The sequence below is a fragment of the Microbacterium candidum genome, from assembly GCF_030315975.1.
Classification (GTDB): Bacteria; Actinomycetota; Actinomycetes; order Actinomycetales; family Microbacteriaceae; genus Microbacterium; species Microbacterium candidum.
The window spans coordinates 395,546-419,353 of sequence record NZ_JASXSZ010000002.1 but is presented as its reverse complement, the minus strand read 5'-3'; the positions used below and the strand labels follow the sequence as shown (position 1 = coordinate 419,353).

Annotated in this window: 25 protein-coding genes; 15 read left to right on the top strand and 10 right to left on the bottom strand. The window is 70.7% G+C overall.

Features of this window, described 5'->3' with window-relative positions:
• Positions 1–4 precede the first annotated feature (4 nt).
• Positions 5–1,612, bottom strand: a complete 1,608-nt coding sequence (locus QSV35_RS08340) for a flavin-containing monooxygenase (RefSeq protein WP_286288207.1) — start codon at positions 1,610–1,612, stop codon at positions 5–7.
• The gene (locus QSV35_RS08335; protein ID WP_286288206.1) at positions 1,609–2,571 is read right to left on the bottom strand and encodes an alpha/beta hydrolase; all 963 of its coding nucleotides are present in this window, start codon (positions 2,569–2,571) and stop codon (positions 1,609–1,611) included. Before QSV35_RS08335 ends, QSV35_RS08340 begins: the two co-directional genes overlap by 4 nt.
• Positions 2,572–2,768: 197 nt before the next feature.
• On the opposite strand from QSV35_RS08335, the gene QSV35_RS08330 reads away from it, so the two are divergent.
• On the top strand, positions 2,769–3,356 hold the full coding sequence (locus tag QSV35_RS08330; RefSeq protein ID WP_286288205.1) for a PadR family transcriptional regulator: 588 nt from the start codon (positions 2,769–2,771) through the stop codon (positions 3,354–3,356).
• A gap of 1 nt (position 3,357) precedes the next feature.
• Entirely contained in the window at positions 3,358–4,206 is an 849-nt protein-coding gene (locus QSV35_RS08325) for an SDR family NAD(P)-dependent oxidoreductase (protein WP_286288204.1), read from the top strand.
• On the opposite strand, the gene QSV35_RS08320 is transcribed toward QSV35_RS08325, so the two are convergent.
• Positions 4,194–4,943 carry an SDR family oxidoreductase gene (locus tag QSV35_RS08320; RefSeq protein WP_286288203.1) on the bottom strand — a complete coding sequence of 250 codons (750 nt, stop codon included), beginning with the start codon at positions 4,941–4,943 and terminating at the stop codon, positions 4,194–4,196. The genes QSV35_RS08325 and QSV35_RS08320 overlap by 13 nt on opposite strands.
• A gap of 100 nt (positions 4,944–5,043) precedes the next feature.
• On the opposite strand from QSV35_RS08320, the gene QSV35_RS08315 reads away from it, so the two are divergent.
• From QSV35_RS08315 to QSV35_RS08295, 5 genes are all read left to right on the top strand, one after another.
• The gene (locus QSV35_RS08315) at positions 5,044–5,508 is read left to right on the top strand and encodes a nuclear transport factor 2 family protein (protein ID WP_286288202.1); all 465 of its coding nucleotides are present in this window, start codon (positions 5,044–5,046) and stop codon (positions 5,506–5,508) included.
• A 94-nt stretch (positions 5,509–5,602) separates the two neighbouring features.
• Positions 5,603–6,814, top strand: coding sequence for an ABC transporter substrate-binding protein (locus tag QSV35_RS08310; protein WP_286288201.1), 1,212 nt, complete (start codon positions 5,603–5,605; stop codon positions 6,812–6,814).
• Positions 6,815–6,905: 91 nt separating this feature from the next.
• Entirely contained in the window at positions 6,906–7,763 is an 858-nt protein-coding gene (locus QSV35_RS08305; RefSeq protein WP_286288200.1) for a branched-chain amino acid ABC transporter permease, read from the top strand.
• Positions 7,763–9,586, top strand: coding sequence for a branched-chain amino acid ABC transporter ATP-binding protein/permease (locus QSV35_RS08300; protein ID WP_286288199.1), 1,824 nt, complete (start codon positions 7,763–7,765; stop codon positions 9,584–9,586). The genes QSV35_RS08305 and QSV35_RS08300 overlap by 1 nt, the downstream gene beginning before the upstream one ends.
• A complete protein-coding gene (locus tag QSV35_RS08295) occupies positions 9,579–10,307 on the top strand; it encodes an ABC transporter ATP-binding protein (protein WP_286288198.1) in 729 nt (242 codons plus the stop codon). The genes QSV35_RS08300 and QSV35_RS08295 overlap by 8 nt, the downstream gene beginning before the upstream one ends.
• A gap of 35 nt (positions 10,308–10,342) precedes the next feature.
• On the opposite strand, the gene QSV35_RS08290 is transcribed toward QSV35_RS08295, so the two are convergent.
• Together QSV35_RS08290 and QSV35_RS08285 are read right to left on the bottom strand one after the other, a co-directional pair.
• Positions 10,343–10,873, bottom strand: a complete 531-nt coding sequence (locus QSV35_RS08290; protein ID WP_286288197.1) for a nuclear transport factor 2 family protein — start codon at positions 10,871–10,873, stop codon at positions 10,343–10,345.
• The gene (locus QSV35_RS08285) at positions 10,870–11,703 is read right to left on the bottom strand and encodes an SDR family NAD(P)-dependent oxidoreductase (protein ID WP_286288196.1); all 834 of its coding nucleotides are present in this window, start codon (positions 11,701–11,703) and stop codon (positions 10,870–10,872) included. Before QSV35_RS08285 ends, QSV35_RS08290 begins: the two co-directional genes overlap by 4 nt.
• 62 nt (positions 11,704–11,765) lie before the next feature.
• Here QSV35_RS08285 and QSV35_RS08280 point away from each other — a divergent pair, with 62 nt between their 5' ends.
• From QSV35_RS08280 to QSV35_RS08265, 4 genes are read left to right on the top strand one after another with little or no spacing between them, the layout of a single operon-like run.
• Positions 11,766–12,569: an SDR family oxidoreductase gene (locus QSV35_RS08280; RefSeq protein ID WP_286288195.1), complete on the top strand. Its 804-nt coding sequence runs from the start codon at positions 11,766–11,768 to the stop codon at positions 12,567–12,569.
• Complete coding sequence (locus QSV35_RS08275; protein ID WP_286288194.1) at positions 12,566–13,786, top strand: acetyl-CoA C-acetyltransferase; 1,221 nt, start codon at positions 12,566–12,568, stop codon at positions 13,784–13,786. Before QSV35_RS08280 ends, QSV35_RS08275 begins: the two co-directional genes overlap by 4 nt.
• Before the next feature lies 1 nt (position 13,787).
• Positions 13,788–14,648 (top strand): SDR family oxidoreductase, encoded by an 861-nt coding sequence (locus tag QSV35_RS08270; RefSeq protein ID WP_286288193.1) that lies wholly within the window; start codon positions 13,788–13,790, stop codon positions 14,646–14,648.
• A gap of 33 nt (positions 14,649–14,681) precedes the next feature.
• On the top strand, positions 14,682–15,935 hold the full coding sequence (locus QSV35_RS08265) for an epoxide hydrolase family protein (RefSeq protein WP_286288192.1): 1,254 nt from the start codon (positions 14,682–14,684) through the stop codon (positions 15,933–15,935).
• 51 nt (positions 15,936–15,986) lie between these two features.
• Here the strand turns inward: QSV35_RS08265 and QSV35_RS08260 are convergent, their stop codons facing one another.
• Positions 15,987–17,606 (bottom strand): AMP-binding protein, encoded by a 1,620-nt coding sequence (locus QSV35_RS08260; protein ID WP_286288191.1) that lies wholly within the window; start codon positions 17,604–17,606, stop codon positions 15,987–15,989.
• Between the two features lie 110 nt (positions 17,607–17,716).
• Here QSV35_RS08260 and QSV35_RS08255 point away from each other — a divergent pair, with 110 nt between their 5' ends.
• Positions 17,717–18,328, top strand: coding sequence for a TetR/AcrR family transcriptional regulator (locus QSV35_RS08255; RefSeq protein ID WP_286288189.1), 612 nt, complete (start codon positions 17,717–17,719; stop codon positions 18,326–18,328).
• A gap of 17 nt (positions 18,329–18,345) precedes the next feature.
• Here QSV35_RS08255 and QSV35_RS08250 read toward each other — a convergent pair whose 3' ends face one another.
• Together QSV35_RS08250 and QSV35_RS08245 are read right to left on the bottom strand one after the other, a co-directional pair.
• Positions 18,346–19,101 (bottom strand): CoA-transferase subunit beta, encoded by a 756-nt coding sequence (locus tag QSV35_RS08250; protein WP_286288188.1) that lies wholly within the window; start codon positions 19,099–19,101, stop codon positions 18,346–18,348.
• Positions 19,098–19,964 (bottom strand): CoA transferase subunit A, encoded by an 867-nt coding sequence (locus QSV35_RS08245; RefSeq protein WP_286288187.1) that lies wholly within the window; start codon positions 19,962–19,964, stop codon positions 19,098–19,100. The genes QSV35_RS08250 and QSV35_RS08245 overlap by 4 nt, the downstream gene beginning before the upstream one ends.
• 136 nt (positions 19,965–20,100) lie before the next feature.
• On the opposite strand from QSV35_RS08245, the gene QSV35_RS08240 reads away from it, so the two are divergent.
• Positions 20,101–20,826 carry an SDR family NAD(P)-dependent oxidoreductase gene (locus tag QSV35_RS08240; protein ID WP_286288186.1) on the top strand — a complete coding sequence of 242 codons (726 nt, stop codon included), beginning with the start codon at positions 20,101–20,103 and terminating at the stop codon, positions 20,824–20,826.
• Between the two features lie 11 nt (positions 20,827–20,837).
• Here the strand turns inward: QSV35_RS08240 and QSV35_RS08235 are convergent, their stop codons facing one another.
• Positions 20,838–21,278 carry a VOC family protein gene (locus QSV35_RS08235; protein WP_286288184.1) on the bottom strand — a complete coding sequence of 147 codons (441 nt, stop codon included), beginning with the start codon at positions 21,276–21,278 and terminating at the stop codon, positions 20,838–20,840.
• 38 nt (positions 21,279–21,316) lie between these two features.
• On the opposite strand from QSV35_RS08235, the gene QSV35_RS08230 reads away from it, so the two are divergent.
• Complete coding sequence (locus tag QSV35_RS08230; RefSeq protein WP_286288182.1) at positions 21,317–22,054, top strand: SDR family NAD(P)-dependent oxidoreductase; 738 nt, start codon at positions 21,317–21,319, stop codon at positions 22,052–22,054.
• Positions 22,054–22,659, top strand: a complete 606-nt coding sequence (locus tag QSV35_RS08225; protein WP_286288181.1) for a gamma carbonic anhydrase family protein — start codon at positions 22,054–22,056, stop codon at positions 22,657–22,659. The genes QSV35_RS08230 and QSV35_RS08225 overlap by 1 nt, the downstream gene beginning before the upstream one ends.
• A gap of 38 nt (positions 22,660–22,697) precedes the next feature.
• On the opposite strand, the gene QSV35_RS08220 is transcribed toward QSV35_RS08225, so the two are convergent.
• A complete protein-coding gene (locus QSV35_RS08220; protein WP_286288180.1) occupies positions 22,698–23,804 on the bottom strand; it encodes an acyl-CoA dehydrogenase family protein in 1,107 nt (368 codons plus the stop codon).
• Between the last annotated feature and the right edge of the window lie 4 nt (positions 23,805–23,808).

Sequence of the window (23,808 nt, the reverse complement as noted above, 5' to 3'; positions counted from 1 at the left end):
GGGCTCACGCGCGGGTCAACACGAACCCGGGGTAGCCCTCCGCCGCCACCGCGTCGACGCGGTCGATGTAGGGGCGGAACCCGCCGATGTAGGGGAGGAACCCGCGCGCCTTGCCGGCGATGTTCGCGCCCGTGTACCACGACTCCGCGTCCCCGAAGAGGGTCTTGCCGGCGAGCTCGGCCCCGTGCGCGTCCCAGGCGTGCGCGGAATCCGCTCTGGCCTCGACGGACGTGTACCCGTTCTCGTCGCTGTAGGCGATGAGCCGCAGCGCATAGTCGCCCTGCTGCTCGGACGTGAGCGCCATGTTGGAGAGCACGCTGGGCGTCCCGGGGCCGTTGAGCACGAGGAGGTTCGGGAAGCCGGGGACGGCGACGCCGAGGTACGTCGTCGCGCCGTCGGCCCACGCATCCCGGAGCAGCGCGCCATCGCGCCCGCGGATGTCGATGCGTGTCAGCGACCCCGTCATGGCGTCGAAGCCCGTGGCGTACACGATGACGTCGAACCCGCGCGCGCCGGACTCCGTGCGGATGCCCTCCGGCGAGATCTCGACGATCGGATCGCGGCGCAGATTCACCAGGTCGACATGCGGCAGGTTGAACGTCTCGAAGTAGCCCGAGTCGGTGCAGATGCGCTTGGTGCCGATGGCATGGTTGTGCGGTGTGAGATCCGCTAGGGTCTGCGGGTCCTGCACGATGCCGCCGATCTTGCGCTCGAAGAAATCGCGCGCCGCGGCGTTGATCTCGGGCTTGGCGGTCAGGCCCTGGAAGGCCTTGGCGAACAGTACGCCGCCGCGTTCCCACGCCTCCTCGAAGATCGCATCGCGCTCGTCCTCCGGCACGTCCTCGAACGGGATCGGGTGGCTTCCCCACGGAGATCCGGCCAGGCCGTTCCAGGACAGCTCGCGCCGCTCGTCGTAGCGCTCGAGCACCTGATCCCACTCGGCGTCGTCGAGAAGGCGGTTGAACGCGGGCACGCTGTAATTGGCCGTGCGCTGGTAGACGACGAGCTCGTCGGCGCTCTCGGCGAAGATCGGGATCGACTGGACGGCCGACGAGCCCGTGCCGATCACCGCGACGCGCTGCCCGGCGAAGTCGGGGTGCTCGTCGGGCCACACCGAGGTCTGGTAGACGTCGCCCGCGAACGAGTCCCGGCCGGGGATGTCGGGCAGGATCGGCGTGGAGAGGCTGCCGGTCGCCATCACGAGCCAGCGCGCGGATGCGACGAGGCCATCGCGGGTGCGGACGGTCCAGCGCTGCGTGTCCTCATCCCAGTCCGCGCCATCGACGAACTCGCCGAACCGGAAGCTGCGGCGCACGTCGTACCGGTCCGCCACGTAGGCGAGGTACCGGTGGATCTCCGGCTGCGTGGCGTAGCGCTCGGTCCAGCGCCACTCGCGCTGCAGGTCCTCGTCGAACGAGAAGGAGTAGTCGATGCTCTCCACGTCGCACCGCGCGCCGGGGTAGCGATTCCAGTACCAAGTGCCGCCGACGTCGTTCCCGGCCTCGAGGCCGAGCACGTCGAGGCCGGCGCGGACCCCGTGGATCACGGTGTACATCCCGGCGAAGCCGGCGCCGACGACGATGAGGTCGTGGTGGGTGTGCGTGTCGCTCATGACTCTCCTGCTCTCGTGAACATGCGGGCGAAATCCGACCAGACGATCGCGCTCGCGGCGGCACCCGGCCCGTAGCCGGGGATCGTCGCGAAGCCGTGGAACTGCTCGGGGAAGTGGTGATGGATGACGGGGACGCCGGCATCGCGCAGCGCGTCCGCGTAGTCGCGGCCCTCGTCGCACAGCGGGTCGCGTCCGCCCGTCACCACGATCGCGGGCGGGAGCCCCGCCAGTGAGGATGCGGCGGGCGGCGAGATCCGCGGGTCCGATGCCGCGGCATCCCGGTCGGTCTCGCCCAGGTACGACTGCCAGTAGTAGTCGAGGATGCGGGCCGTGATGAAGTACCCCTCGGCGTTCCGCTCGTACGACGGCGACGACATCGTCGGGTCGAGGAACGGGTAGAGCAGCACCTGGCCGACGAGCGGGGAGTCGCTGCGATCGCGCAGGGCGAGCGCCGCGCCCGCCGCGAGGTTTCCGCCCGAGCTGTCGCCCGCGATGACGACGCCGGCGTCGGCGAACCCGTTCGCGCGTACCCAGTCGACGGCGGCGATCACGTCTTCGAGCGGCACCGGCGCCGGCACATCCGGAGCCCGGCGGTGGTCGACGGAGACCACGATGCCGCGCACGGCACGCGCCCAGCTGCGGCAGTAGGAGTCGTGTCCCTCCACCGAGCCGTGCAGGAACCCGCCGCCGTGCACGTAGACCGTGGCCGGCACATCGGGGTCGGGATCGTGCGGCCGGTAGACGCGCACCGTCACGCCGTCGGTGCCGACGGCTTCGTCCGTCGTGGAGGCGACGTCGTCGAGGTTCGCCGCAGGGCGGATGCGGGCATCGACCGCCGTGCGCGCCTCGAGCGGCTCCATCGACGCGATGTCGGGGAACGTCTCGTTCAGCAGCGCGAGCAGGCGACGCGTCTCGTCGCCCACCCCCGCGGCGGCCGGCGTGGCATCCGTCGCGCTCATGCGATCTCCTTCGATCGGTATGACTAAAAGTCATAGCACTGCCAGAACTATCGCATGGTGTCGAGAGTTGGTCAAGCGCTTGGTTTGCACTTGTGTCCGACGCCGCCGCCATGGAACTATGCCGGAAAGTCATACCGTGTTCAGAACCATCCGCTCGACGCGGAGCGCACGCGTCGTGAACACAGAGGGGGAGCCGCATGGACGACGACGCCGAGGTCGTGACAGCCGACGAGGCCGAGCTGCCGGCGACGAGCTGGGCCGTTCTCGGCATCCTGTCGTTCGGCGAGCAGCTCTCCGGCTACGACATCAAGCGCTGGGCCGAGCAGAGCCTGGCGTTCTTCTACTGGGCGCCGTCGCAGAGCCAGATCTACACCGAGCTGCGCCGGCTCGAGAGCCACGGACTCGTCGTCTCCCGCGTGGAGCAGACGCACGAGGCGAAGAGCCGGCGGCTGTACGAGATCACCGACACCGGGCGGCGTTGGATGCGGGACTGGGCCGACCGGCTCGAGCCCGACCCGGTGGTGCTGAAGCACCCCGTCCTCCTGCGCGTCTGGGCGGCGCACAACGGCGACCGCACCCGGCTGCTGCGGGTGCTCGACGACTACCGCGACGAGGTGCTCGCCCGCGCGGAGCGCGCCGAGCAGCACCGGGCGAACTCGTCCGCCGTGCCCGGGTGGCGCTATTCGTCGATCGCCCTCGGCTGGTCGACCCGGTACCTGCAGGACGAGGCCGCGCGCATCGGATGGCTGCGCGAGCAGATCGAGAACGAGGACGAGGAGAGCTGACATGATCCCGCCGCAGACCTTCGAAGGCGGACTCGCCGTCGTCACGGGTGCCGGGTCCGGCATCGGCGAAGGCATCGCCCGGCACGCGGCGGGGCTCGGAATGCGGGTCGTCATCGCCGACGTGGACGCTGCGGCCGCACGGCGGGCCGCGCGCGACCTGATCGACGGCGGCGCCCGGGCGTGGGCGGTGGAGACGGATGTTCGCGACCCCGCCCAGGTCGACGCTCTTGCCGACACGGCTTTCGCCCTCGGCCCGGTGTCCCTCCTCGTCAACAACGCCGGCGTCGAGCAGCTCGGCTATCTGTGGGACACGCCGCTCGAGAACTGGCGGCGCATCGTCGACATCAACGTGAGCGGGGTGTTCCACGGCATCCGCTCCTTCGTGCCGCGCATGATCGCTGCGGATGCTCCCGCGCACATCTGGAACCTCGCATCCGTCGCCGCGGTCAAGACGATCTCGCGGCAGGGCCCGTACATCGCGACGAAGCATGCCGTCCTCGGCATGAGCGAGGCGCTGCAGGTCGACCTCGCGCGGGTGGGTGCGCCGATCCGCGTCGGCGTCGTGCTGCCGGCCGCCGTCGCGACGCGGATCTTCGACGCGACGGGCATGGTGGATGCCGGTGACGTCGCCGCCGCGGAGGACGAGCGCCGCACGATGCGCGAGCTGCTGGCGACCGGGTCGACCCCGGCGGATGCGGCCCGCGAGATCTTCGCTCAGGCGGCGAACGGCGCGTTCTACCTGCTGCCGCAGCCCGAGATCGGGGCGCGCATCATGACCGAGCGCGGCGAGCAGCTGAGCGGTCGCACCCCTCCGGTGGAGCAGCGCACCGTCGTCGGTCAGACGCCGTAGCCGCCGTCGACGTCGAGCTTCTGGCCGGTGATGAACCCGGCGCGGGGCGATGCGAGGAAGGCCACCGCCTCGGCGATGTCCTGCGAGCTCCCGAAGCGGCGGAGCGGGATGTTCGAGCGGGCGACGTCGAGCGCCCGCTCGTCGAGGTCGCCGGATGCCATGAGGCGTGCCGACATCCCGTCGTCGAGCATGCCCGGGCCCACGCAGTTGACGCGCACGCCGAAGCGGCCCTCCTCGGCGGCGAGCCCGCGGGCGAGCGCCTCCACTCCGGCCTTCGGCGCCGCCGACAGGCCGTCGCGGACGGGATAGCGGCTCGTCGCGGCCGTGGTGACCGCGACGAGGGAGCCGGATGACGCGCGCAGCGCGGGCAGGACGGCGTGGACGACGGTGAAGAAGCCGACGAGGTCGGCGTCGATCTGCCGTGCGAACTGCTCCGGGCCGACCTTCGAGAGGTGCACCATCGGCACGTGCGGTCCGGCGGCGTGCACGACGGTGTGGATCGCGCCGTGGCGCGCGACGAGGTCCGCGACCAGCGACTCGGCGCCGGCGGCGTCCTCGACGTCGAGCGGATGCGCCTCGATGCCCTCGGGGAGTTCCGACGGTCGCGAGGATCGATAGGTGAGCGCCACGCGGCTTCCGCCTGTGGCAAGGCGCCGGACGATCGCGGCGCCGATGCCTCCGGATCCGCCCAGGACGAGTGCGATTCCGGGCAGCCCGGCGAAGTCGGTGTCGGTCATGCCCGGAACGTATCACATCAAGCAAGTGCTTGGTAGGCTATCGGAACCCCGCCGACGATGACGGACCGGCCTCGGCGCCCGGTGCGAAGGGATGGACCACATGACCGATCTCGAACAGCGACTGCAGCGCGCGGAGGACCGCCTCGCGATCCTCGACATCGAGGGTGCGTACGCCCGTACGTGGGACACGGTGGATGCCGAGGGGTGGGCGGGCCTGTTCGCCGCAGACGGCGTCTTCGAGATGCCGGCGACCGCCGTGCGGCCCGGCGCCCGCTACGAGGGGCGGGCCGAGCTCGCACAGTTCTGCCGGGACATCAACCGGCGCTTCCGCGGACTCCACCTGATCCATCTGCCCGAGATCGTGCTCGACGGCGACCGCGCCACGGGCCGCATGCACTTCCGTTTCGAGTCCGGCCGCACGTCGGAAGATGGATTCGAGATCTCCGCCGTGACGGGCATGTACGTCGTCGACTACGTGCGCACGGCGACGGGCTGGCGCATCGCCCACCGCGTCGAGCGGGCCGCGAACCGCTCCAGCACGGCTTTCCACTCGCCGGTGTTCTGAGCCGGTGGCGTCGAACTCTTGTGTAGCAAGCGCTTGGTATGCTTGACTAAGCAAGCGTTTGGTAGTTTCGCTCAACGATGAGAAAGGTGAACACATGCGCGGCACCAAGATCACAGCAACCGTCGCAGGTTTCGTCCTGGCAGCGGTCGCACTCGCCGGCTGCTCGGGCTCAGGCTCGGCCGACCCCTCCACGTCCGCGGGAGGCGACCCCATCAAGGTCGTCGTCCTCGGCGGCATCGGCGGCAAGGGCATCCTGGCCGACAACGCCACGACGTCGGTGACGGCCGCCAAGGCGTCCGTCAACGCGATCAACGAGAAGGGCGGCATCCTCGGCCGCAAGGTCGAGATCCAGGTCATCGACGACACCGGCGACCCGACGGTCGCCGTCACGAAGCTTCGCGAAGCCGTCTCCGGCAGCAGCAAGCCGGACATCGTCCTGAACTCGGGTCCGTCGACGATCACGGAGGCGATGCTGCCCATCGTCACCCAGAACAAGATCCTGTCGTTCGACATCGGCCCGACCGCGACCTCGGGCGACCCGAAGAAGAGCCCCTACAACTTCGACCTGTCGGCATCCGTGCCCGACTACCTCGGGTCCTTCGTCGACGAGCTCAAGAACCGCAGCGTGAAGAAGGTCGCGATCCTGCACGGCTCGAGCGCGTACGGCGAACTGTTCGGCCAGATGTCCAGCGCCGCCTTCACGAAGGCCGGCATGACCGTCACGGGCGACGAGGGGTACGACGTCGCGGCGCTCGACATGACGCCGCAGCTCGCGGCGCTCCAGCAGGGCAACCCGGATGTGCTCGTGCTCGACGCGTACGGTGCTCCGCTCGGCTACGTGCTGCAGGGGATCCAGAAGCTCGGCTGGAACGTGCCGATCATGGGCAACACCTCGGTCGCGGCCACGGGCCTCATCTCGACTCCGCCGCCCACCGGCGTGCTCGGGACGGATGCGGTCAAGAACCTGACGATGCAGGTCTACACGAGCACGAAGTACGACGCGAACGCGACCGCGGTGAATGACGCCGTCCAGCAGATGCTGAAGGCGGGCGACATCAAGTCGTCGCTCATCCTGGCGTACAACTACGACTCGATGTTCCTCGTCAAGGCGGCCGCGGAGAAGGCGGGCAAGTTCGACACCGCCGCGATCGCGCAGGCGCTGATCGACCCGGCCGTGCAGAAGTCCGCCGGCACCGCCATCCTGTCGCTGTACGGATTCACGGCCGCCGCGCACTCGCCGCACGTGCAGCCGTCGGACTTCCTGTTCATCTCGCCCGGACCGCTCGTGGACGGCCAGTTCCACTAGAACCCTGCCGACGCGGCCTCGGAACGCGCCTGAGCGCATCCGAGGCCGCCTCGCAACAGCGGCTGGACCGCGGAAGGGAACCCGAACCCTCATGACGATCATCTGGTCCGGACTCGCGCTCGGGGCGGTCTACGCCCTCGTCGCCGTCGGATACAACATCGTCTTCCTCTCGCAGAAGACGTTCAACTTCGCGCAGGCCGCCCTCATGATGGTCGGCGGCTTCATCGCCTACGTCGGCATCGTGTCGTGGCACCTCCCCTGGTGGATCGTCGCCATCATCGGCGGCGCGGTGGTCGGCGGCATCGCGGCTCTCGAGGAGCGGATCGCCATCCGCCCGGTGAAGGATCCGCACAACATCCTCGTCACGACCCTCGGCGCCTCGATCATCATCGAGGGCGTCGCCCAGGTCATCTGGGGCGGCGAGCCCCTCAGCGTCCCCTTCTTCGCAGGCGAGCAGGTGCTCACCGTCTTCGGCGGCCGCGTGTACCCCGTCGAGCTCGCGCTCATCGTCCTCGTGGTCGTGCTCGTCGTCGCGCTCACCCAGTACGCCAAGCGCACTCTCACCGGCATCGCGCTGCTCGGCATGAGCGAGGATCGGGAGGCCGCACAGCTGCGCGGCGTCAACGTGCGCCGCCTCGCGTTCCTCGCCTTCGTCTTCACCGGCGTCCTCGCCGGTGCCCTCGGCGTCTTCGTCGGGCCCAAGACCTACGCCGTCGCCACGCTCGGCGCCTCCCTCGCGCTCAAGGGCTTCGTCGTCCTCGCGATCGGCGGCTTCGGCTCGCTGTGGGGCGTCCTCGCCGGAGGACTGATCGTCGGTCTCACCGAAGCCCTCGCCGCCCGCTACATCAGTGCGGATGCGGCGAACCTCAGCATCTTCCTCGTGCTGATCGTGATCCTCATGGTGAAGCCCACCGGCCTGTTCACCCGCCGGATGGAGAGGGCCGTCTGATGGCCGCGCTCTGGTTGCGACTGCGCGCAGTCCCCGGCTGGGTGTGGCCGCTCATCATCGGCCTCGCCCTCATCGTCCTGCCGTACGCGGGCGCCGAGTACGGCGTCATCCGTCAGGTCGAGCTCACGATGCTGCTCGCCCTCATCGTCTCCGGCATGAACCTGTCGCTCGGCTACGCGGGGGAGCTCGCGATGGGCCAGGTGGCGATGTACGCCGCCGGTGCCTACACCGCCGGCATCATGGGCGCCGCGGGGATCACCGAGCTGTGGCTGCAGCTGATCGCGGGTGCCGCGGCGGCGCTCGTGGTCGGCCTCATCTCAGGCATCCCCGGTCTGCGACTCGGCAGCTGGTCGCTGGCGATGACCTCGTTCTTCCTCATCCTCCTCATCCCCGACGTGCTGTCGATGTTCAAGGGGATCACCGGAGGGCGGAACGGACTCGCCGGCATCCAGCCGCCGACGCTCGGCGGCGAGATGATCGACCAGTCGCTGTTCTACGTCATCATCGTCGTCATCTCCATCCTGTGGTTCGCCGTGATGCGCAACGTGATCGTCTCGCGCCACGGAACGGCCCTGCGGGTCCTCAAGCAGAGCCCGGTGCTCGCGTCGTCGATGGGCATCTCGGTGTTCCGCGCGAAGCTCACGGCGTACGCGCTTGGAGCGCTGCCCGCGGGACTCGCCGGCGTGCTCTTCGCCAACCTCGACCTGTTCATCTCCCCCGAGGCGTTCTCGTTCTCGTTCGCGATGACGGTGCTCGCAGCGTCGATCTTCGGCGGATCGGCATCCGTCTTCGGCGCCGTCGTGGGTGCGACGGTCCTGCAGTTCGGCATGAACCAGGCGACGAACTTCCAGCAGTACGGCCTCATCATCACCGGTGCGTTCCTGCTGTTCGGCGGGGTCCTGTTCACCGGCGGTCTCGCCGGCCTCGCATGGTCGTTCGTGCGCCGGCTCGACGCCGCCGCGCGGAGCAAGGTGGCGGTCGCGGCGGAGGCCCCTGCGGCAGCCGCCGAGATCGGGGAGATGGATGGCGCGCACCTGCAGGTCACCGACGTGTCGAAGTCCTTCGGCGGCAACAAGGCGCTCACCGACGTCAGCGTCGATGCGCGGCCGGGCGCCGTCACGGCGATCATCGGGCCCAACGGGTCGGGCAAGACGACCCTGCTGAACATGATCTCCGGCTTCTACCGGACGGACGCCGGCGCGATCACGCTCGACGGGCACGAGGTGGAGGGGCAGTCGTCCTACCGCGTCGCGCGGGCCGGCGTGTCCCGCACGTTCCAGACCCCGAACATCCCTGAGAAGCTCACGGTGCTCGAGGCCGTCGAGGCCGGGCGCTACGCGAGCGACCGCGTGAGCATGCTGAGCTCGATCCTGCGTCTGCCGCGGTACTGGCGCGTCCGCCGTCAGGACCGCGCCGAGGCGGAGCGCGCCCTCGCACTCGTCGGGCTGAGCGCCCACCGCCACGAGCTCGCGAACGCCCTTCCGCTCGGCAACCGCCGCCTCCTCGAGGTGGCGCGGAGCCTCGTCGCCACACCCAAGGTGCTCCTCCTCGACGAGGTCGCCTCGGGTCTCGACGAAGACGAGCTCGACGTGCTGGCATCCCTCATCGGACGGCTGCGGGATGCGGGGCTGACCGTCGTGCTCGTCGAGCACAACTTCCAGCTCGTCCTGCGTCTGTCCGACGACATCTACGTGCTCGCGCACGGCAAGGTGATGGCGCACGGCACGCCGGACGAGATCGAGCGCGACCCGCGCGTCATGCAGGAGTATCTGGGCGTCGCACCCGACGACGCGGCGACCCACCACGGAGGCGGCGATGACTGACGAGATCGTGCTCGAGGTCGAGCATCTGCAGACGGGGTACGGCGACCTGAAGGTCGTCCGCGACGTGTCGCTCACCGTCCGGGCGGGCGGCATCACGGTCCTGCTCGGCCGCAACGGCGCGGGCAAGACCACGACCCTCCGCGCGATCACGGGACTCAACCGCACGACGGGCGGTGACGTGCGCTACCTCGGCGAGCCGCTCGGCGACGTGCCGCCGCACCGCCGGGTCGGACGCGGGATGTCCTACGTGCAGGAGGGTAAGCGCGTCTTCCACGAGCTCACGATCGAGCAGAACCTGCTGCTCGGCGGTCTCTCCACCGGCAAGCGGAAGCGCGCCCTCGCCGGATCGGTGCAGGAGATCTACGAGCTCTTCCCGATCCTCGGCGACAAGCGCTCGCTGCCCGCGGCCAGCATGTCGGGCGGTCAGCAGCAGATGCTCGCGATCGGCCAGGCGCTCATGGCCAAGCCGAAGCTCCTCATCCTCGACGAGCCGAGCCAGGGCCTCGCCCCGGTCATCGTCAAGGAGGTCATGGAGCGGGTGCACGCGTTGAAGGCGACGGGCATCGGCATCCTGCTCGTCGAACAGGCCGTGCAGGACTCCGTCGCCATCGCGGACGACGTCAGCGTCATCGAGATGGGCCGCACGGTCCTCGCCGGCGCCGCGGACTCCGTCACCCTCGACGATCTGCAGCGCGCATACTTCGGCGGAACCGCCGCCTGACCTCCGCCTCCTCGGCGCTGGCCGCCTGAACCGCCTCAGCCGATCGCCCGGACGACCCGCTCGCGCACGACGTGCAGCGGGTCGTCCGCGTCGCGGCTGCCGCGCGGGCCGAAGCCCTCGGGCGCGACGAGGCGGCCGGCATCCACCCGTGTCCACTCGCGGACCGCGAGGCGCTCGACGATGCGCCAGCCCTCCGGGTCGCGACGCACGTGGTCGATGTAGCGGAAGCCGCTCGTGAAGTTCAGGGCGGGGTCGTCCTGCGGCGTGCCCCAGTGCACCGCGGTGCCGTAGGTCTCGGCGAGTGCGTGGTCGCCGTAGAGCTCGACGAGGTGGTTCCCGACGAGGTGCATCGTTCCGTCGAAGACGGCGGTTCGCTCGCGGACCCACGCGGCGTACTCGTCGGCGGGACCGGAGAAGCCGGTGTGGTGGTCGACGCCGTCGCGCGAGTAGACCGCACGGATTCCAGCCGTGTCACCGCGGTCCACCGCGCGGCAGTACTCGAGCACCAGGCGGTGGATGGCGGCGCGGTCGGCTGCTTCGTCGGCAGCCCCGGCGAGATCGCTCATGCGCCGTCCGGTCGGTTCGTCCAGCCGCGCGTCGCCGTGCGGCCGTACCAGCCGGATGCGGCGAGGGTCCCGCCGTCGACCGGGATCGTGTGCCCTGTGACGAAGCGGGACGCATCGGAGGCGAGGAACGAGACCACCTCCGCGTGGTCGTCGGGTGCGCCGAACCGGCCGAGCGGGACCCACGACCGCACGAGCGCGGGGTCACGTCCTTCGAGCATCGCGTCGGCGGGAGTCTGCGCGGTGTCGGTGAGGTCGGGGGCGATGGCGTTGACGCGGATGCCGCTCGGGCCGAGTTCGACGGCGAGGCTCTTCGTGAACGCCGAGACGCCGGCCTTGTACGCGGAGTACACCGCGTTGCCCGGGATGCCGCGGAACGCCTCGACGGTGGAGACGTTGACGATCGCCCCGCCGCCGCGGGCGATCATCCCCGGGACGACGAGGTGTGTCACGCGGAAGACGTGCCACAGGTTGATGCGGTGCAGGGCCTCCCATTGGTCGGGCGTGCTCTTGTGGAAGACGGCGCGCGCGGGGCGGAAATCGCCGACGTTGTTGACGAGCACGTCGACCCCGCCGTCCGTCTCGCGGTCGATCAGGTCGCCGATCCGCGCGACGGTCTCGTCGTCGGTGACGTCGCCGACGAGGGGGGTCGCCTCGCCCCCGGCGGAGCGGATGCGCGATGCCGTACGCTCGGCCGCATCCGCGTCCGTGTCGACGAGGATCACCCGCAGTCCGTCACGGGCGAGACGCTCGCTCACCGCCCCGCCGATGCCGCCGGCGCCGCCGGTCACGAGTGCCGTACGGGCGGGGGATGCGGGGGAGCCGGGCGTCATGCGCCAAAACTAGCATTTGTTTGGTAGGCTGGCCAGAGTCCGCGATGCTGCGAGGAGGTCCCATGAGCCTGACCATCGATCTGTCCGGTCGAGTCGTCCTCGTCACCGGCGGCGGCCGGGGTGTCGGCGCGGGCATCGTCCGGCGCTTCCTCGACGCAGGCGCCGATGTGGAGTTCTGCGGCCGCAGCGAGCCCGACGATGCTCCGGGCGAGGCCGTCTTCCGCGCCGCCGACGTGCGCGACCCCGATGCCGTCGACGCGTGGATCGCCGACGTCGTCGCCCGCCGCGGCCGCATCGACGTCGTCGTCAACAACGCCGGCGGGTCGCCGTTCGGGCGCTTCGAAGACGGATCGCCCCGATACCTGCGGGCGATCACGGAGCTGAACTTCCTGTCCGCGGCCTTCGTCGCGCGGGCCGCCTATCCGCATCTGCGCGAGACCGGCGGATCCATCGTGAACATCACGTCGATCAGCGCCCGGCGGCCGAGCCCCGGCACCGCGGTGTACGGCGCGGCCAAGGCGGCGCTGGAGAGCCTCACGCAGAGCCTCGCCGCGGAGTGGGCGCCCGACGTGCGGGTCAACGCCGTCAGCTGCGGGCTCGTCGCCACGGAGGGCGCGACCGAGCACTACGGCGACGCCGAGAGCTATGCGCGCATCGCCGCGACCATCCCGCGCGGCCGCCTCGCGACGCCGGCCGAGATCGGCGACGCCTGTGTGCTCCTCGCCTCTCCGCTGGCATCCCACATCACCGGCGCCGTGCTCGCCGCGGACGGAGGCGGCGAATGGCCCGCCTTCCTCGCGCACACCCCCGATGTCGGCACCGTCTTCCCCCGCCACGACCACAGCTCAGAAGGAGACCGGAAATGACCGAAGCGGTCATCGTATCCGCCGCGCGCTCGCCGATCGGCCGCGCGAACAAGGGTTCGCTCAAGGACATGCGCGCCGACGACCTCGCCGTCCAGATCGTGCGCGCGGCGCTCGACCGGGTGCCCGAGCTCGACCCGACGACGATCGACGACATGATGGTCGGATGCGGTCAGCCCGCCGGCGAGCAGGGCTACAACATCGCCCGCCAGATCGGCCTGCAGCTCGGGCTCGACGGCGTCCCCGGCACGACGGTGCACCGCTACTGCTCCTCGTCGCTGCAGACCACGCGCATGGCCTTCCACGCCATCCGCGCCGGCGAGGGCGACGTGTTCATCTCAGCCGGCGTCGAGACCGTCTCGCGCTTCGGTCTCGGCAAGTCCGACGGCATGCCCGACACGAAGAACCCGGCGTACGCCGCCGCGATGGCGCGCACGCAGGCGCTCGCGGAGGATGCCAGCGCCGTCTGGAGCGACCCGCGCGCCCGCGGCGAACTGCCCGACATCTACATCGCGATGGGCGACACCGCCGAGAACGTCGCCCAGTTCCGCGGTGTCTCGCGGCTTGCGCAGGACGAGTGGGCGGTGCGCAGCCAGAACCTCGCCGAGCAGGCCAGGGTGCGCGGGTTCTGGGAGAAGGACATCACCCCCGTCACCCTCGCGGACGGCACGGTCGTCTCGGCTGACGACGGCCCCCGCGCGGGCGTGACCCTCGAGGGCATCTCAGGCCTGCAGCCGGTCTTCCGCCCGCATGGCACCGTCACCGCGGCGAACTGCTGCCCCCTGAACGACGGAGCCGCGGCGCTCGTCGTCATGAGCGACACCCGCGCCCGCGAGCTCGGGCTCACGCCGCTCGCCCGCGTCGTCTCGACCGGCGTCTCGGCGCTCAGCCCCGAGATCATGGGCCTCGGCCCCGTGGGTGCGGTCGCGCAGGCGCTGCGCAACGCCTCCATGTCGATCTCCGACATCGACCTGCTCGAGATCAACGAGGCGTTCGCCGCCCAGGTGCTGCCTTCGATCGACGACATCGGGATCGACCCCGAGAAGGTGAACGTCAACGGCGGCGCCATCGCGCTGGGGCACCCGTTCGGCATGACCGGCGCTCGCATCACGACGACGCTCATCCACGCGATGCAGGAGCGCGACGCGCAGTTCGGCGTCGAGACCATGTGCGTGGCGGGCGGTCAGGGCATGGCGCTCGTACTGGAACGCCTCAGCTGACATGACGCAGAGCCCGCTCGAGGCCGCCGCGATCGCCATCACCGGCGCGGGCGCCGGTCTCGGGCGGGCGTACGCGCTCGCCGCGGCGGAGGCCGGGGCGAGCGTGGCCGTCGGCGACCTCGACCTCGCGTCCGCCGCTGCGGTCGCCGCAGAGATCCAGGCGGCCGGCGGATCCGCTGTCGCCGTCGGCGGAGACGTGCGCGACCCGCGCGCCGCGGACGACCTCGTCGGCGCGTGCCGCGCAGCCTTCGGGCGTATCGACGGCTTCGTCGCGAACGCGGGGATGCTGCGCCCGGGCGACGCCGTCGACGTGACGCCGGACGACGTCGCGGAGATGCTCGCCACCAACGTCGCCGGTGTCGTCCACGGGGTCGGCGCGGCGATGCGCGCCCTGCGCGAAGACGGCCACGGCGGCAGCATCGTCACCGTCGCGTCCGGCGCGCTGCAGGGGATGGCCGGGCTCTCGCTCTACGGGGCGACGAAAGGCGCCGTCATGTCGCTGACCTACACGTGGGCGCTGGAAGGCGCGGATGCCGGCATCCGCTGCAATGCCATCGCACCCCTCGCCCACACTGCGATGTCGGAGCTGAGCTCGGCGAGCGAGCGCTACCGCGGCGGTCCGCCCGAGCGGGTCGCCCCTGCCGTCGTGCATCTCCTCAGCGCCGCCTCGGCGCCCCTGACCGGGCAGATCGTCCGGTTCGACGGCCGTCGGCTCGGCCTCATGGACCCGCCGATGCTGCGGGTCCTCACCGAGCGCGAGCACTGGGACGTCGCCGACGTCGCCGAGGCGCTCACCGGTCGGCTGGCCGAGACCGTCGCTCCGGTGGGCCTGCTGGCCTCGCCGCGTCCCACCTGGGTGTAGCCGCACCGCGCAAGCCCCTAATCGGAGGATCGAATGATCGATACGTCCCGCGCCGAGAAGTTCGAGATCTCCTTCCCTCAGGAGGATATGGACGACCTCAGGGAGCGGCTGCGCCGCACGCGATGGCCGGCACTCCCCGGCGACGACACGGGCCGTTACGGCGTCGAGCAGTCCTACATGCGCGAGCTCGTGGACTACTGGCTCGACGAGTTCGACTGGCGCGAGATGGAACGCCGCTACAACGCCTACGACCACTACCGCGTCGAGGTGTCGGGCGAGCCGATCCACTTCCTGCGCCGGCCGAGCCCGCGGGCGGATGCGATCCCCGTCATCCTGACGCACGGGTGGCCGTGGACGTTCTGGCATTGGAGCCGGGTCATCGACGCGCTCGCCGATCCGGATGCACACGGTGCACCGGGTGCTCCGGCGTTCGACGTCATCGTGCCCTCCTACCCCGGATTCGCGCTGTCCTCGCCGTCGCGACGCGACGATCTCAACTTCTGGAAGATCGCCGACCTGTGGAACGAGCTCATGACCGAGGTGCTCGGCTGCGACCGCTACGCCGCGGGCGGGGGAGACTTCGGCGCGCTCGTGACCGCGCAGCTGGGGCACAAGCACGCCGAGCACGTGATCGGCCTGCACGTCAGCACGCCGACCCCGCTCGACATCTTCCAGGGCGAGCGGTGGTGGGACATCACCGAGGGGCGCGTCTCGCCACCGGACGCGACGCAGGAGGAGCGCGACGGGCTGCAGAAGTACATGCGGAAGTTCGTCGCCCACATCGCCGTCCACATGCTCGACTCGCAGACGTTGACCTATGGACTGTCGGACTCGCCCGTCGGGCTGCTCGCGTGGCTCGTGCGGCGCAGCCAGCTCTGGGTCGATCACGACGGGGACCTCGAATCGGTCTTCTCGAAGGACGAGCTGCTCGGCACCGTCACGATGTTCTGGCTCACGAACACGATCGGCACCAGCATCCGGACGTATGCGAACTCCGCCATGTACCCGTGGCGGCCGGACCACGACCGCATCCCGCAGATCGAGCCGCCGACCGGCATCACCTTCCTCGGCTTCGAGAATCCTCCCGGTGTCACCGCGCAGCAGCGCGCCGAGGCGTACATCAGCGCATCCGCCCAGCGCAGCCCGAGCGACCGCAGCGCCCGCTGGTACAACCTGGTGAACGTCCGGGGGCACGAGCACGGCGGACACTTCGCCGCGTGGGAGAACCCGGATGCCTGGATCGCCGACATGCGCGAGACGTTCCGCATCGCCACGCAGGGCGCCTGATACGCGAAGGGCGCCCTGCGTCGGCAGGGCGCCCGCTGGGTCCGAGGCCCGTCAGGCGACGCGGAGCTCCGTCTTCAGGATCTTGCCCGTCGCGTTGCGGGGGAAGTCGTCGACGAACACGAAGTCGTGCGGCACCTTGAAGTTCGCGAGGCGCTCGCGGCAGAACGCGGTGAGCTCGGCCGCGTCGGGCCGGTGGTCGAGGTCGCTCAGCAGCGCGACGTAGGCGCGCCCCACCGTCCCGAGGCGCCGGTCAGGCACGCCGATGACGGCCGACTCGTTCACAGCCGGGTGCTTGCGGAGGACGTTCTCGACCTCGGCGGGGTACACGTTGAAGCCGCCGACGATGAACATGTCCTTGAGGCGATCGGTGATCTTGAGGCATCCGTGCTCGTCGAGCTGGCCGATGTCGCCGGTGTGGAACCAGCCGTCCTCGTCGATGACGGCGCTCGTGGCCTCCGGATCCTCGAAGTAGCCCAGCATGACCTGCTCGCCGCGGAGCAGGATCTCCCCGTCCGAGCCGGTCGGGACGTCGTTCCCCTCCTCGTCGACGACGCGGATCTCCATCCCCTCGATCGCCGGCCCCGTCGTCTGCTGCGCGTGGTCCAGCGATTCGCCCTGTCGCGACATGGTCGCCACGACGCACTCGGTCAGGCCATAGGCCTGCGCGACCCGCTGGAAGCCGAGGATCCCGACCATGTCGCGGAACAGCGTCGCGGGCGCCGCCGTCGCACCGGCGATCGAGAAGCGCAGCGACGAGAGGTCGTACTCCTTGAGACGCGGGTGGTCGATGAGGGTCGTGAAGATCGTGGGCACACCGGGGAGCACCGTGATGCGCTCGCGCTGGATGAGCTCGAGCAGAGCGTCGGCGTCGAGCACCGGCAGCGGGTAGATCGTCGAGCCGGCCACGAGCGCGGCGATCATGCCGGCCTTGTAGCCGAAGCCGTGGAAGAACGGGTTGACGATCGCGTAGCGGTCTTCCGTCGACAGCTCTGCGCCCTTCGCCCAGGCGCGGGCGACGCCCAGCGTCTGCCGGTGCGCGCTCATGACGCCCTTGGGCACGCCCGTCGTCCCGGACGTGTAGAGGATGTCGATCACGTCGTCGCGATCGACGGCGCCGAGCGCCGAGGCCAGGGTCGCGTCGTCGACCGACCGCCCGGTCGCGAGGAACGACTCCCAGTCGAGGGCGGCGTCGCCGACCGGGCGGGAGTCCAGCCCGACGAGGAGTCGCAGGTGCGGGAGCCCGGGCACCGCGCCACCCTCGCCCGCGCCGTCGGCGTCCTCGAGCTCGGCGGCCGCATCGCACAGCATGCGGGAGAAGGAGCGGTCGAGGAAGCCGTCGGCGAGCACGAGCACACAGGCGCGCGAGCGGGCCAGGATGCCGGCGGCCTCATGCCCCGTGTAGCGGGTGTTCAGCGGCACGACGGCGGCGCCGATCGCCTCGGCGCCGAGCATCGCCAGGATGAACCCGAGCCGGTTCGGCGCCCAGACGGCGACGCGGTCGCCGCGCCGGACGCCCGCGGCGAGGTACGCGCGGCTCGCCTCGTGGACGCGGGTCTCGAGCTCGCGGTATCCGACGCGCTCGTCGCCGTCCACGACCGCCGGGTGGTCGCCGAGGCTGCTCATGTCGGCCAGCAGGGCGGGCAGGGTCTCGGCCGTCGAGTATCGGATCATCGGGGTTCCTTCACGTCGGTGTGGGCTTTTCCGGGTATTGATTGTGGGCGTAGCATATGAACGCATCAAGTTGAACAAACGCTTGACCAACTGACACGGAGGCCAGCCGGATGGCAATGAACACGAGGGCGGAGCGCGCGGACCAGAGCTCCGAGCGCCGGACGCAGATCCTGGCCATCGCGGCGCGGCTCATCGCATCCCAGGGCTACTCGGCCACGACCGTCCGCGATATCGCCGACGAGGCCGGCATCCTCTCCGGAAGTCTCTACCACCACTTCTCCTCGAAGGAAGCGATCCTCGAGGAGATCCTGCGCAGTTTCATGGACGGCCTGCTGGCGCGCTTCGAGGAGATCCTCGCCGCCGGCGGCAGCCCGCGCGACACGTTCGACGCGCTCGTCGAGCATGCGTTCCTCACGATCGAGCGCGAGCCGGATGCCGTCGGCCTGTACCAGAACGAGTCGGCCTTCCTCGCGACGCAGACCGGCTTCGAGTTCCTGCACGAGAAGTCGGCGCGCATCGAGGCGATCTGGCTCGAGGTCATCCGCGGCGGTCAGAAGTCGGGTGCGTTCCGCCAGTCGATGGATGCCGGCATCGCGTACCGGTTCCTCCGCGACTCGCTGTGGTCGACGGTGCGGTGGTTCCGCCCGGGCGGTCGCCACACCGCCGCGAGCGTGAGCCGCCACTACCTCGACCTCTTCCACAACGGCCTCCTCGCCGAGTAGCTCTCCGGGTGCCGGCCTCAGGCCGGCACTTCACGGGAGCGGATGCCGCGCGGATCGAGTTCCTCGCGGATGAGGCGCAGCTCCTCCGCATCCGGAAGACGCGTCGCGGGGACGCCGTCGGTGTCGATGTCGAACCCGGTGTTCTCCCGCACCTCCTCGGGCGTCACGCCGGGGTGGATGGAGCGCACGCGGACCCGTCCCTCGACGTCGTAGTCGAACACCGCGAGGTTCGTGACGATCACGCCGAGGTGATGGAACCGCATCGCGGCCCCCGCAGCCTTCGCACGGTCGTTGCCGACGCCCGACACCATGTCCACGGAGTCGACGAAGATGCGGGCGGAGTGCTTCGCGATCCAGTAGTCGACGCGGTGGTTCGCGGTGTTGCCCGGGGCCCCGCGCACGCCGATGAGCTGGCGCTTCGGACGCGCCCAGTCGCCGATGAGCGAGATGTTCTGGTTGCCGTAGCGGTCGATCTGGCTCGCGCCCATGATGCTCTGGCGGCGACCCGTCGCGACGATGTCGAAGATGCGGCGGAACGGCGCCCAGCCCTCGACGACCCCGGCCGCATCCGAGGTGCCGAGCGGCGGGAGCTCCGACATGAAGAACGCCTCGCCGTCGGACAGCACGATGTCCGGCGCCGACGTGCGCTTGGCGAGGCGCGCGCCGAGCGTCGGCACGATGCCGACCGCGTGGGCGAGCACCTCTCCCGACTCGCGGTAGTTGTCGGCGCACGCGGCGATGCAGATCTCTGCGCGGGTGACGTCGCTGGTCATGATTCCCCCTCGGTGATGTGGAAGCGCGCGACGGCCTCGTGATAGGCGGCCTCGTCGCCGCCGAGGAACGTCCCGCTGAAGCCGGCCCAGGCATCCGCATCCTTCGCCGCGGTCGCGTAGTGGCGCTGGAAGGCCTCGTCGCGGCCGTAGTCCGGCTCGCACGTGGTGAAGTGCGCGCCCCGGGGCGTCTCGACCACTCCGTGCACGTACATGCGGCTGAACAGGAGCGTGTGGAAGGACGCCTCGTCCAGCAGGCTCCCGGTCGACACGACCTTCTCGGTCGAGACGATCGTGCGCTGCGCGGCCATGGCGAAGAGGTCGTCGAAGTACGGGTCGGGGCCGAGGAACTGCGCGTTCCCGGCCGCGTCCGCGCGGTTCATGTGCACGAGGGCCAGATCGAGGGGGAGCGCGGGCATCGCCACGTACTCGTCGTCGCTGTAGGGCGACGCCACGGTCTTCAGCCGCGGGTTCGCGGGCAGCACGTCGGAGCCGAGCCCCGCCCGCGTGGGGAGGAAGTCGAGGCGCTGCGCGGCCGCGCGCAGGCCGGCGACGAACATGCCCTCGTCGTACTCCTCGATCTCGAGCTCCCCGCGCTCGCGCGCCTGGGTGAACAGCGGATCGAGCGGGATGCTGTCGAGGGAGACGAAGCCGTAGACGAGGCGGCGGATGCGTCCTGCCGCCGCGAGGAGCCCCACATCCGGTCCGCCGAACGCGACGACGGTGAGGTCGCGCGCGTCAGTGCGCAGGAGCGCCCGGACGAGGGCCATCGGCTTGCGGCGGGAACCCCATCCGCCGATGCCTATCGTCATCCCGCTCTCGACCTGGGCGACCGCCTCATCGATCGTCATCAGCTTGTCCGGCATCCGTGCTCCTTCTCGCGCCTTCGCGAACACGCGGGTTCTCGCGCCGGTCTAAACCTAGCGCTTGTTTGGTTTACAGGCTAGCATGGCATCGCTCGAGGGTGCGCGGAAACCGGCGGCGCCCCACGGAGGAGGACCGATGACCGACACCCGCTCGCACACGATCGTCACCGGCGGATCCAGCGGCATCGGCGCCGCCGTGGTCGCCGACCTCGTCGCCCACGGCCATCGCGTGACGGTGTTCGACCTCGCGCCGGTCGGAGCCGCCGACGGCGACGTCGGATACGAGCGCGTCGACGTCACCGATGAGCAGCAGGTCGTCGACGCCGTGTCCCGCGCCGAGGCGCGCGCGGGACGGATCACGGGCGTCGTCGCGTGCCACGGCATCCGCGGCGCCTACGCCCCGGCGCTCGACATCGACCTCGCCGCTCTCCGGCGGCTGTACGACATCCACGTCGTCGGAGCCTTCGCCGTCTGCCGGGAGGTGGTGCGGCGCCTAGAGGGCGAGCCGGCATCCATCGTCCTCGTGTCGTCCACCACGGCGTACCGCGGATGGGCGAACCAGATCGACTACGGGCCCGCGAAGGCGGCCGTGCGCCAGCTGACCGAGAACCTCGCGATCGAATGGGCGCCGCTCGGCGTGCGCGTCAACGCGGTCGCGCCGGGCCACACGCTCACCCCGATGGTGCAGGACATGATCGATCGCGGCTACGACGCGAGCGCCGTCACGGCGCGCACGCCGCTCGGCCGCATGGCGCGGCCTGACGAAACAGCCGGGATGATCCGGATGCTGCTGGACGAGGCGTCCTTCGTCACAGGCCAGTGCCTCGCGGTCGACGGAGGATGGACCGCGGTGGGCAAGTGACCCGCGACGCGTCAGCGGGGCGGCTCGAGCAGCTCCACGCGCACGTCGTCGGGGCCGATGACGTACACGTAGCCCCATCCGTCGAGGGGGCCCGCGGTCGCCGTCATGGGCGTGGACATCGCCCGGTATCCGAGCGACGTCACCCGCGCGAGCGCGGCATCCATGTCGTCCACCGTGATCGCGACGTGCGCCGACCCCGCCGAGCCGTTGTCCGGCACGATGCGCGCGCCCGACCCGCCGCGGTACTCGACGAGCTCGATCACCGCGTCGCCGTCGGGCAGCGTCAGGAACGTCTGCAGGATCACGACACCCGGGTAGCCGACGGCCGCCTCGACGGCGGGGCCGCGCTTCTCGAGCGGGCCGATGACCTCGCCCGCGGTGAGGGCGCTGTAGAACGTGATCGCCGCGGCGGTGTCGCCGACGGTGAGACCGATGTGATGGATGCGTGGCATGGGCTTCTCCGTGTGCGCTGGACTGGAATGAGGACAGGATGACCGCCCCGGTGATCGATCTCGAAGGCAAGGTCGTGGTGCTGACCGGCGCCGCCGGCGGGCAGGGTCGCGCCCATGCGCGGCTGCTGCACGACCTCGGCGCGCGGCTCGTGCTGACCGACCGCGATGAGGCGGGTGTGGAGGCTCTCGTCGCGGAGCTCGGCGACGCCGTCGGCACCGGCCACGACGTGACCTCCCCGGCCGGCTGGGCGGCCGTCGCCGACCTCGCACGCGACACGTATGGGCACGTCGATGTGCTCGTCAACAACGCCGGCGTGAGCCCGACCGGGCCGCTCGAATCCGTGGACGAGGGGACGATCCGGCGGACGCTCGACGTCAACCTGATCGGTCCGATGCTCGGGATGCAGGCGATGCTGCCGCTCCTGCGCGACCGCGGCGGCTCGATCGTGAACATCTCGTCGACCGCGGGGCTCGCGGGCTACGCGGACCGCGTGCCGTACTCGGCGTCGAAATGGGGGCTCATCGGCGCATCCCGCTCCGCCGCCCGCGAGTTCGGGCCGTACGGCATCCGCGTCAACACCATCTGCCCGGGAGCGGTCGACACCCCGATGATCACCGAGGAGACCCGACAGGGCACGGGGTTCATCTCGACGATCCCCATCCCGCGCGCCGCGCGCCCCGAAGAGGTGTCGCGCCTCGTCGCGTTCCTCGCCAGCGATGCGAGCAGCTACTGCACGGGTCATGAGTTCGTCATCGACGGCGGACAGGTGTCCTGATGCCCGCCTACGAGATCGACGGGGTCGTCCCCGTCGTGCATCCCGATGCGTTCGTGCACGACACGGCGTCGCTCATCGGCGACGTCGTGATCGGTGCGGACTGCTACATCGGCCCCTTCGCGAGCCTGCGCGGCGACTTCGGCCGCATCACGGTCGGCGAGGGATCGAACGTCCAGGACTCGTGCGTCATCCACGCCTTCCCGGGCGCGGACGCCATCCTCGAGCCGTCGAGCCACGTCGGCCACGGCGCCGTGCTGCACGGCTGCATCATCCGGTCCTACGCCCTGATCGGCATCGGCGCGACGATCCTCGACGGCGCGGAGGTCGGCGAGGACGCCCTCGTCGGCGCGGGTGCGGTCGTGACGGCGGGGACCGTCATCCCGCCCGGCGTGCTCGTCCTCGGCAGCCCCGCGCGGGTGATCAAGGAGCTCGATGAGGAGACCCGCGCCTGGAAGCGCAACGGCGTCGAGGTCTACCGCGACCTGGCGCGCCGCAGCCGCGAGACCCTCCGGCAGGTGACGCCGCTGACCGCGGTGGAGGCCGACCGCCGGCGGGTGTCGACGGGCGCCGGCGTGGCGAAGCCGCTGCACGAGACGCGTCGCTGACGGCCGCGGGCGCATCGCCGCGCGCGGGTCGCCTCCGATCACAGCCCGAGGGAGGACTGGATGCGGCGGCGCTGCGCGTCGGCGTCGCCGAGGAGCTGGGCGGTGGCGTGCGCGCGCTTGAACACGAGGTGTGCGTCGTGCTCCCACGTGATGGCGATCCCGCCGTGCAGCTGGATCGTCTCGCCCGCGATGCGGTTCAGCGCGTCCGAGCACCGCGCCTTCGCAAGCGGAGCGAGCTCGACGAGCTCGGGGGCGTCGTGGGCCGCGGCCCATGCGGCGGCGCGCGAGGCGGTCCGCGCCGTCTCCAGCTCGACGTGCATGTCCGCCATCCGGTGCTTCAGCGCCTGGAACGACCCGATCGTCCGGCCGAACTGCACCCGCTGGCCGGCGTAGGCGACGGTCATGTCGAGGCCGCGTGCGGCCGCGCCGACCTGCAACGCGGTGATCGCGGTGAGCGCTCGGTCGCGCAGGACGTCCAGCCGCGCGTCGGAGCCCGCGGCGAGCATCTTCGCCGGAACCCCGGCGAAGCCCAGCGTCGCGAAGCGCTGGGTCGGATCGAGCGCCGGCGTCGCGATGCGCTCCACGGCGTCGACGTCGGTCACCTCGAACAGCGCGGGCCCGACATCCGTCCGGGCGATCGCGACGACGACGTCCGCGATCCCGCCGAAGAGCACGAGCGGAGTCTCGCCGTCGAGCGCCCACGCGTCGCCGGCTCGCGTCGCGGTCACGTCGACGGATCCCGGCGCCCAGTTCCCGGCTGCGTCCGCCCAGGCGAGAGCCGCGATCTGCGAACCGTCGGCGATGCCGGGCAGCAGGCGCTCGCACGCGTCCGCATCGCCCGAGAGGAGGAGCGCCTGGGCGGCGAGGACCGCCGACCCGAAGAACGGCGAGGGCGTCAACGCGTAGCCGAGCTCCTCCAGGACGAGGTGCGTCTCGGCCGACGTGAAGCCTGCCCCGCCGTACTCCTCCGGGATCGCGAGCGAGGCGGCGCCGATCTCCTCGCACAGCACGCGCCACAGCTCCGCGTCGTATCCGGAGTCGCTCGTCATCGCGGCGCGCACGGCTGTGCTTCCGGAGCGCTGCTGCAAGAGGGCGCGCATCATCGAGACGAGCTCTTGCTGCTCCTCGCTGAGGTCGAACTGCACGGCT

Coding starts and splice junctions, on each gene's coding strand:
- QSV35_RS08230 (WP_286288182.1), top strand. CDS start 21,317: ATGACCGCCCCGGTGATCGATCTCGAAGGCAAGGTCGTGGTGCTGACC.
- QSV35_RS08340 (WP_286288207.1), bottom strand. CDS start 1,612: ATGAGCGACACGCACACCCACCACGACCTCATCGTCGTCGGCGCCGGC.
- QSV35_RS08310 (WP_286288201.1), top strand. CDS start 5,603: ATGCGCGGCACCAAGATCACAGCAACCGTCGCAGGTTTCGTCCTGGCA.
- QSV35_RS08265 (WP_286288192.1), top strand. CDS start 14,682: ATGATCGATACGTCCCGCGCCGAGAAGTTCGAGATCTCCTTCCCTCAG.
- QSV35_RS08240 (WP_286288186.1), top strand. CDS start 20,101: ATGACCGACACCCGCTCGCACACGATCGTCACCGGCGGATCCAGCGGC.
- QSV35_RS08255 (WP_286288189.1), top strand. CDS start 17,717: ATGGCAATGAACACGAGGGCGGAGCGCGCGGACCAGAGCTCCGAGCGC.
- QSV35_RS08315 (WP_286288202.1), top strand. CDS start 5,044: ATGACCGATCTCGAACAGCGACTGCAGCGCGCGGAGGACCGCCTCGCG.
- QSV35_RS08225 (WP_286288181.1), top strand. CDS start 22,054: ATGCCCGCCTACGAGATCGACGGGGTCGTCCCCGTCGTGCATCCCGAT.
- QSV35_RS08295 (WP_286288198.1), top strand. CDS start 9,579: ATGACTGACGAGATCGTGCTCGAGGTCGAGCATCTGCAGACGGGGTAC.
- QSV35_RS08235 (WP_286288184.1), bottom strand. CDS start 21,278: ATGCCACGCATCCATCACATCGGTCTCACCGTCGGCGACACCGCCGCG.
- QSV35_RS08335 (WP_286288206.1), bottom strand. CDS start 2,571: ATGAGCGCGACGGATGCCACGCCGGCCGCCGCGGGGGTGGGCGACGAG.
- QSV35_RS08290 (WP_286288197.1), bottom strand. CDS start 10,873: ATGAGCGATCTCGCCGGGGCTGCCGACGAAGCAGCCGACCGCGCCGCC.
- QSV35_RS08260 (WP_286288191.1), bottom strand. CDS start 17,606: ATGATCCGATACTCGACGGCCGAGACCCTGCCCGCCCTGCTGGCCGAC.
- QSV35_RS08305 (WP_286288200.1), top strand. CDS start 6,906: ATGACGATCATCTGGTCCGGACTCGCGCTCGGGGCGGTCTACGCCCTC.
- QSV35_RS08325 (WP_286288204.1), top strand. CDS start 3,358: ATGATCCCGCCGCAGACCTTCGAAGGCGGACTCGCCGTCGTCACGGGT.
- QSV35_RS08300 (WP_286288199.1), top strand. CDS start 7,763: ATGGCCGCGCTCTGGTTGCGACTGCGCGCAGTCCCCGGCTGGGTGTGG.
- QSV35_RS08280 (WP_286288195.1), top strand. CDS start 11,766: ATGAGCCTGACCATCGATCTGTCCGGTCGAGTCGTCCTCGTCACCGGC.
- QSV35_RS08285 (WP_286288196.1), bottom strand. CDS start 11,703: ATGACGCCCGGCTCCCCCGCATCCCCCGCCCGTACGGCACTCGTGACC.
- QSV35_RS08320 (WP_286288203.1), bottom strand. CDS start 4,943: ATGACCGACACCGACTTCGCCGGGCTGCCCGGAATCGCACTCGTCCTG.
- QSV35_RS08250 (WP_286288188.1), bottom strand. CDS start 19,101: ATGACCAGCGACGTCACCCGCGCAGAGATCTGCATCGCCGCGTGCGCC.
- QSV35_RS08275 (WP_286288194.1), top strand. CDS start 12,566: ATGACCGAAGCGGTCATCGTATCCGCCGCGCGCTCGCCGATCGGCCGC.
- QSV35_RS08270 (WP_286288193.1), top strand. CDS start 13,788: ATGACGCAGAGCCCGCTCGAGGCCGCCGCGATCGCCATCACCGGCGCG.
- QSV35_RS08245 (WP_286288187.1), bottom strand. CDS start 19,964: ATGCCGGACAAGCTGATGACGATCGATGAGGCGGTCGCCCAGGTCGAG.
- QSV35_RS08330 (WP_286288205.1), top strand. CDS start 2,769: ATGGACGACGACGCCGAGGTCGTGACAGCCGACGAGGCCGAGCTGCCG.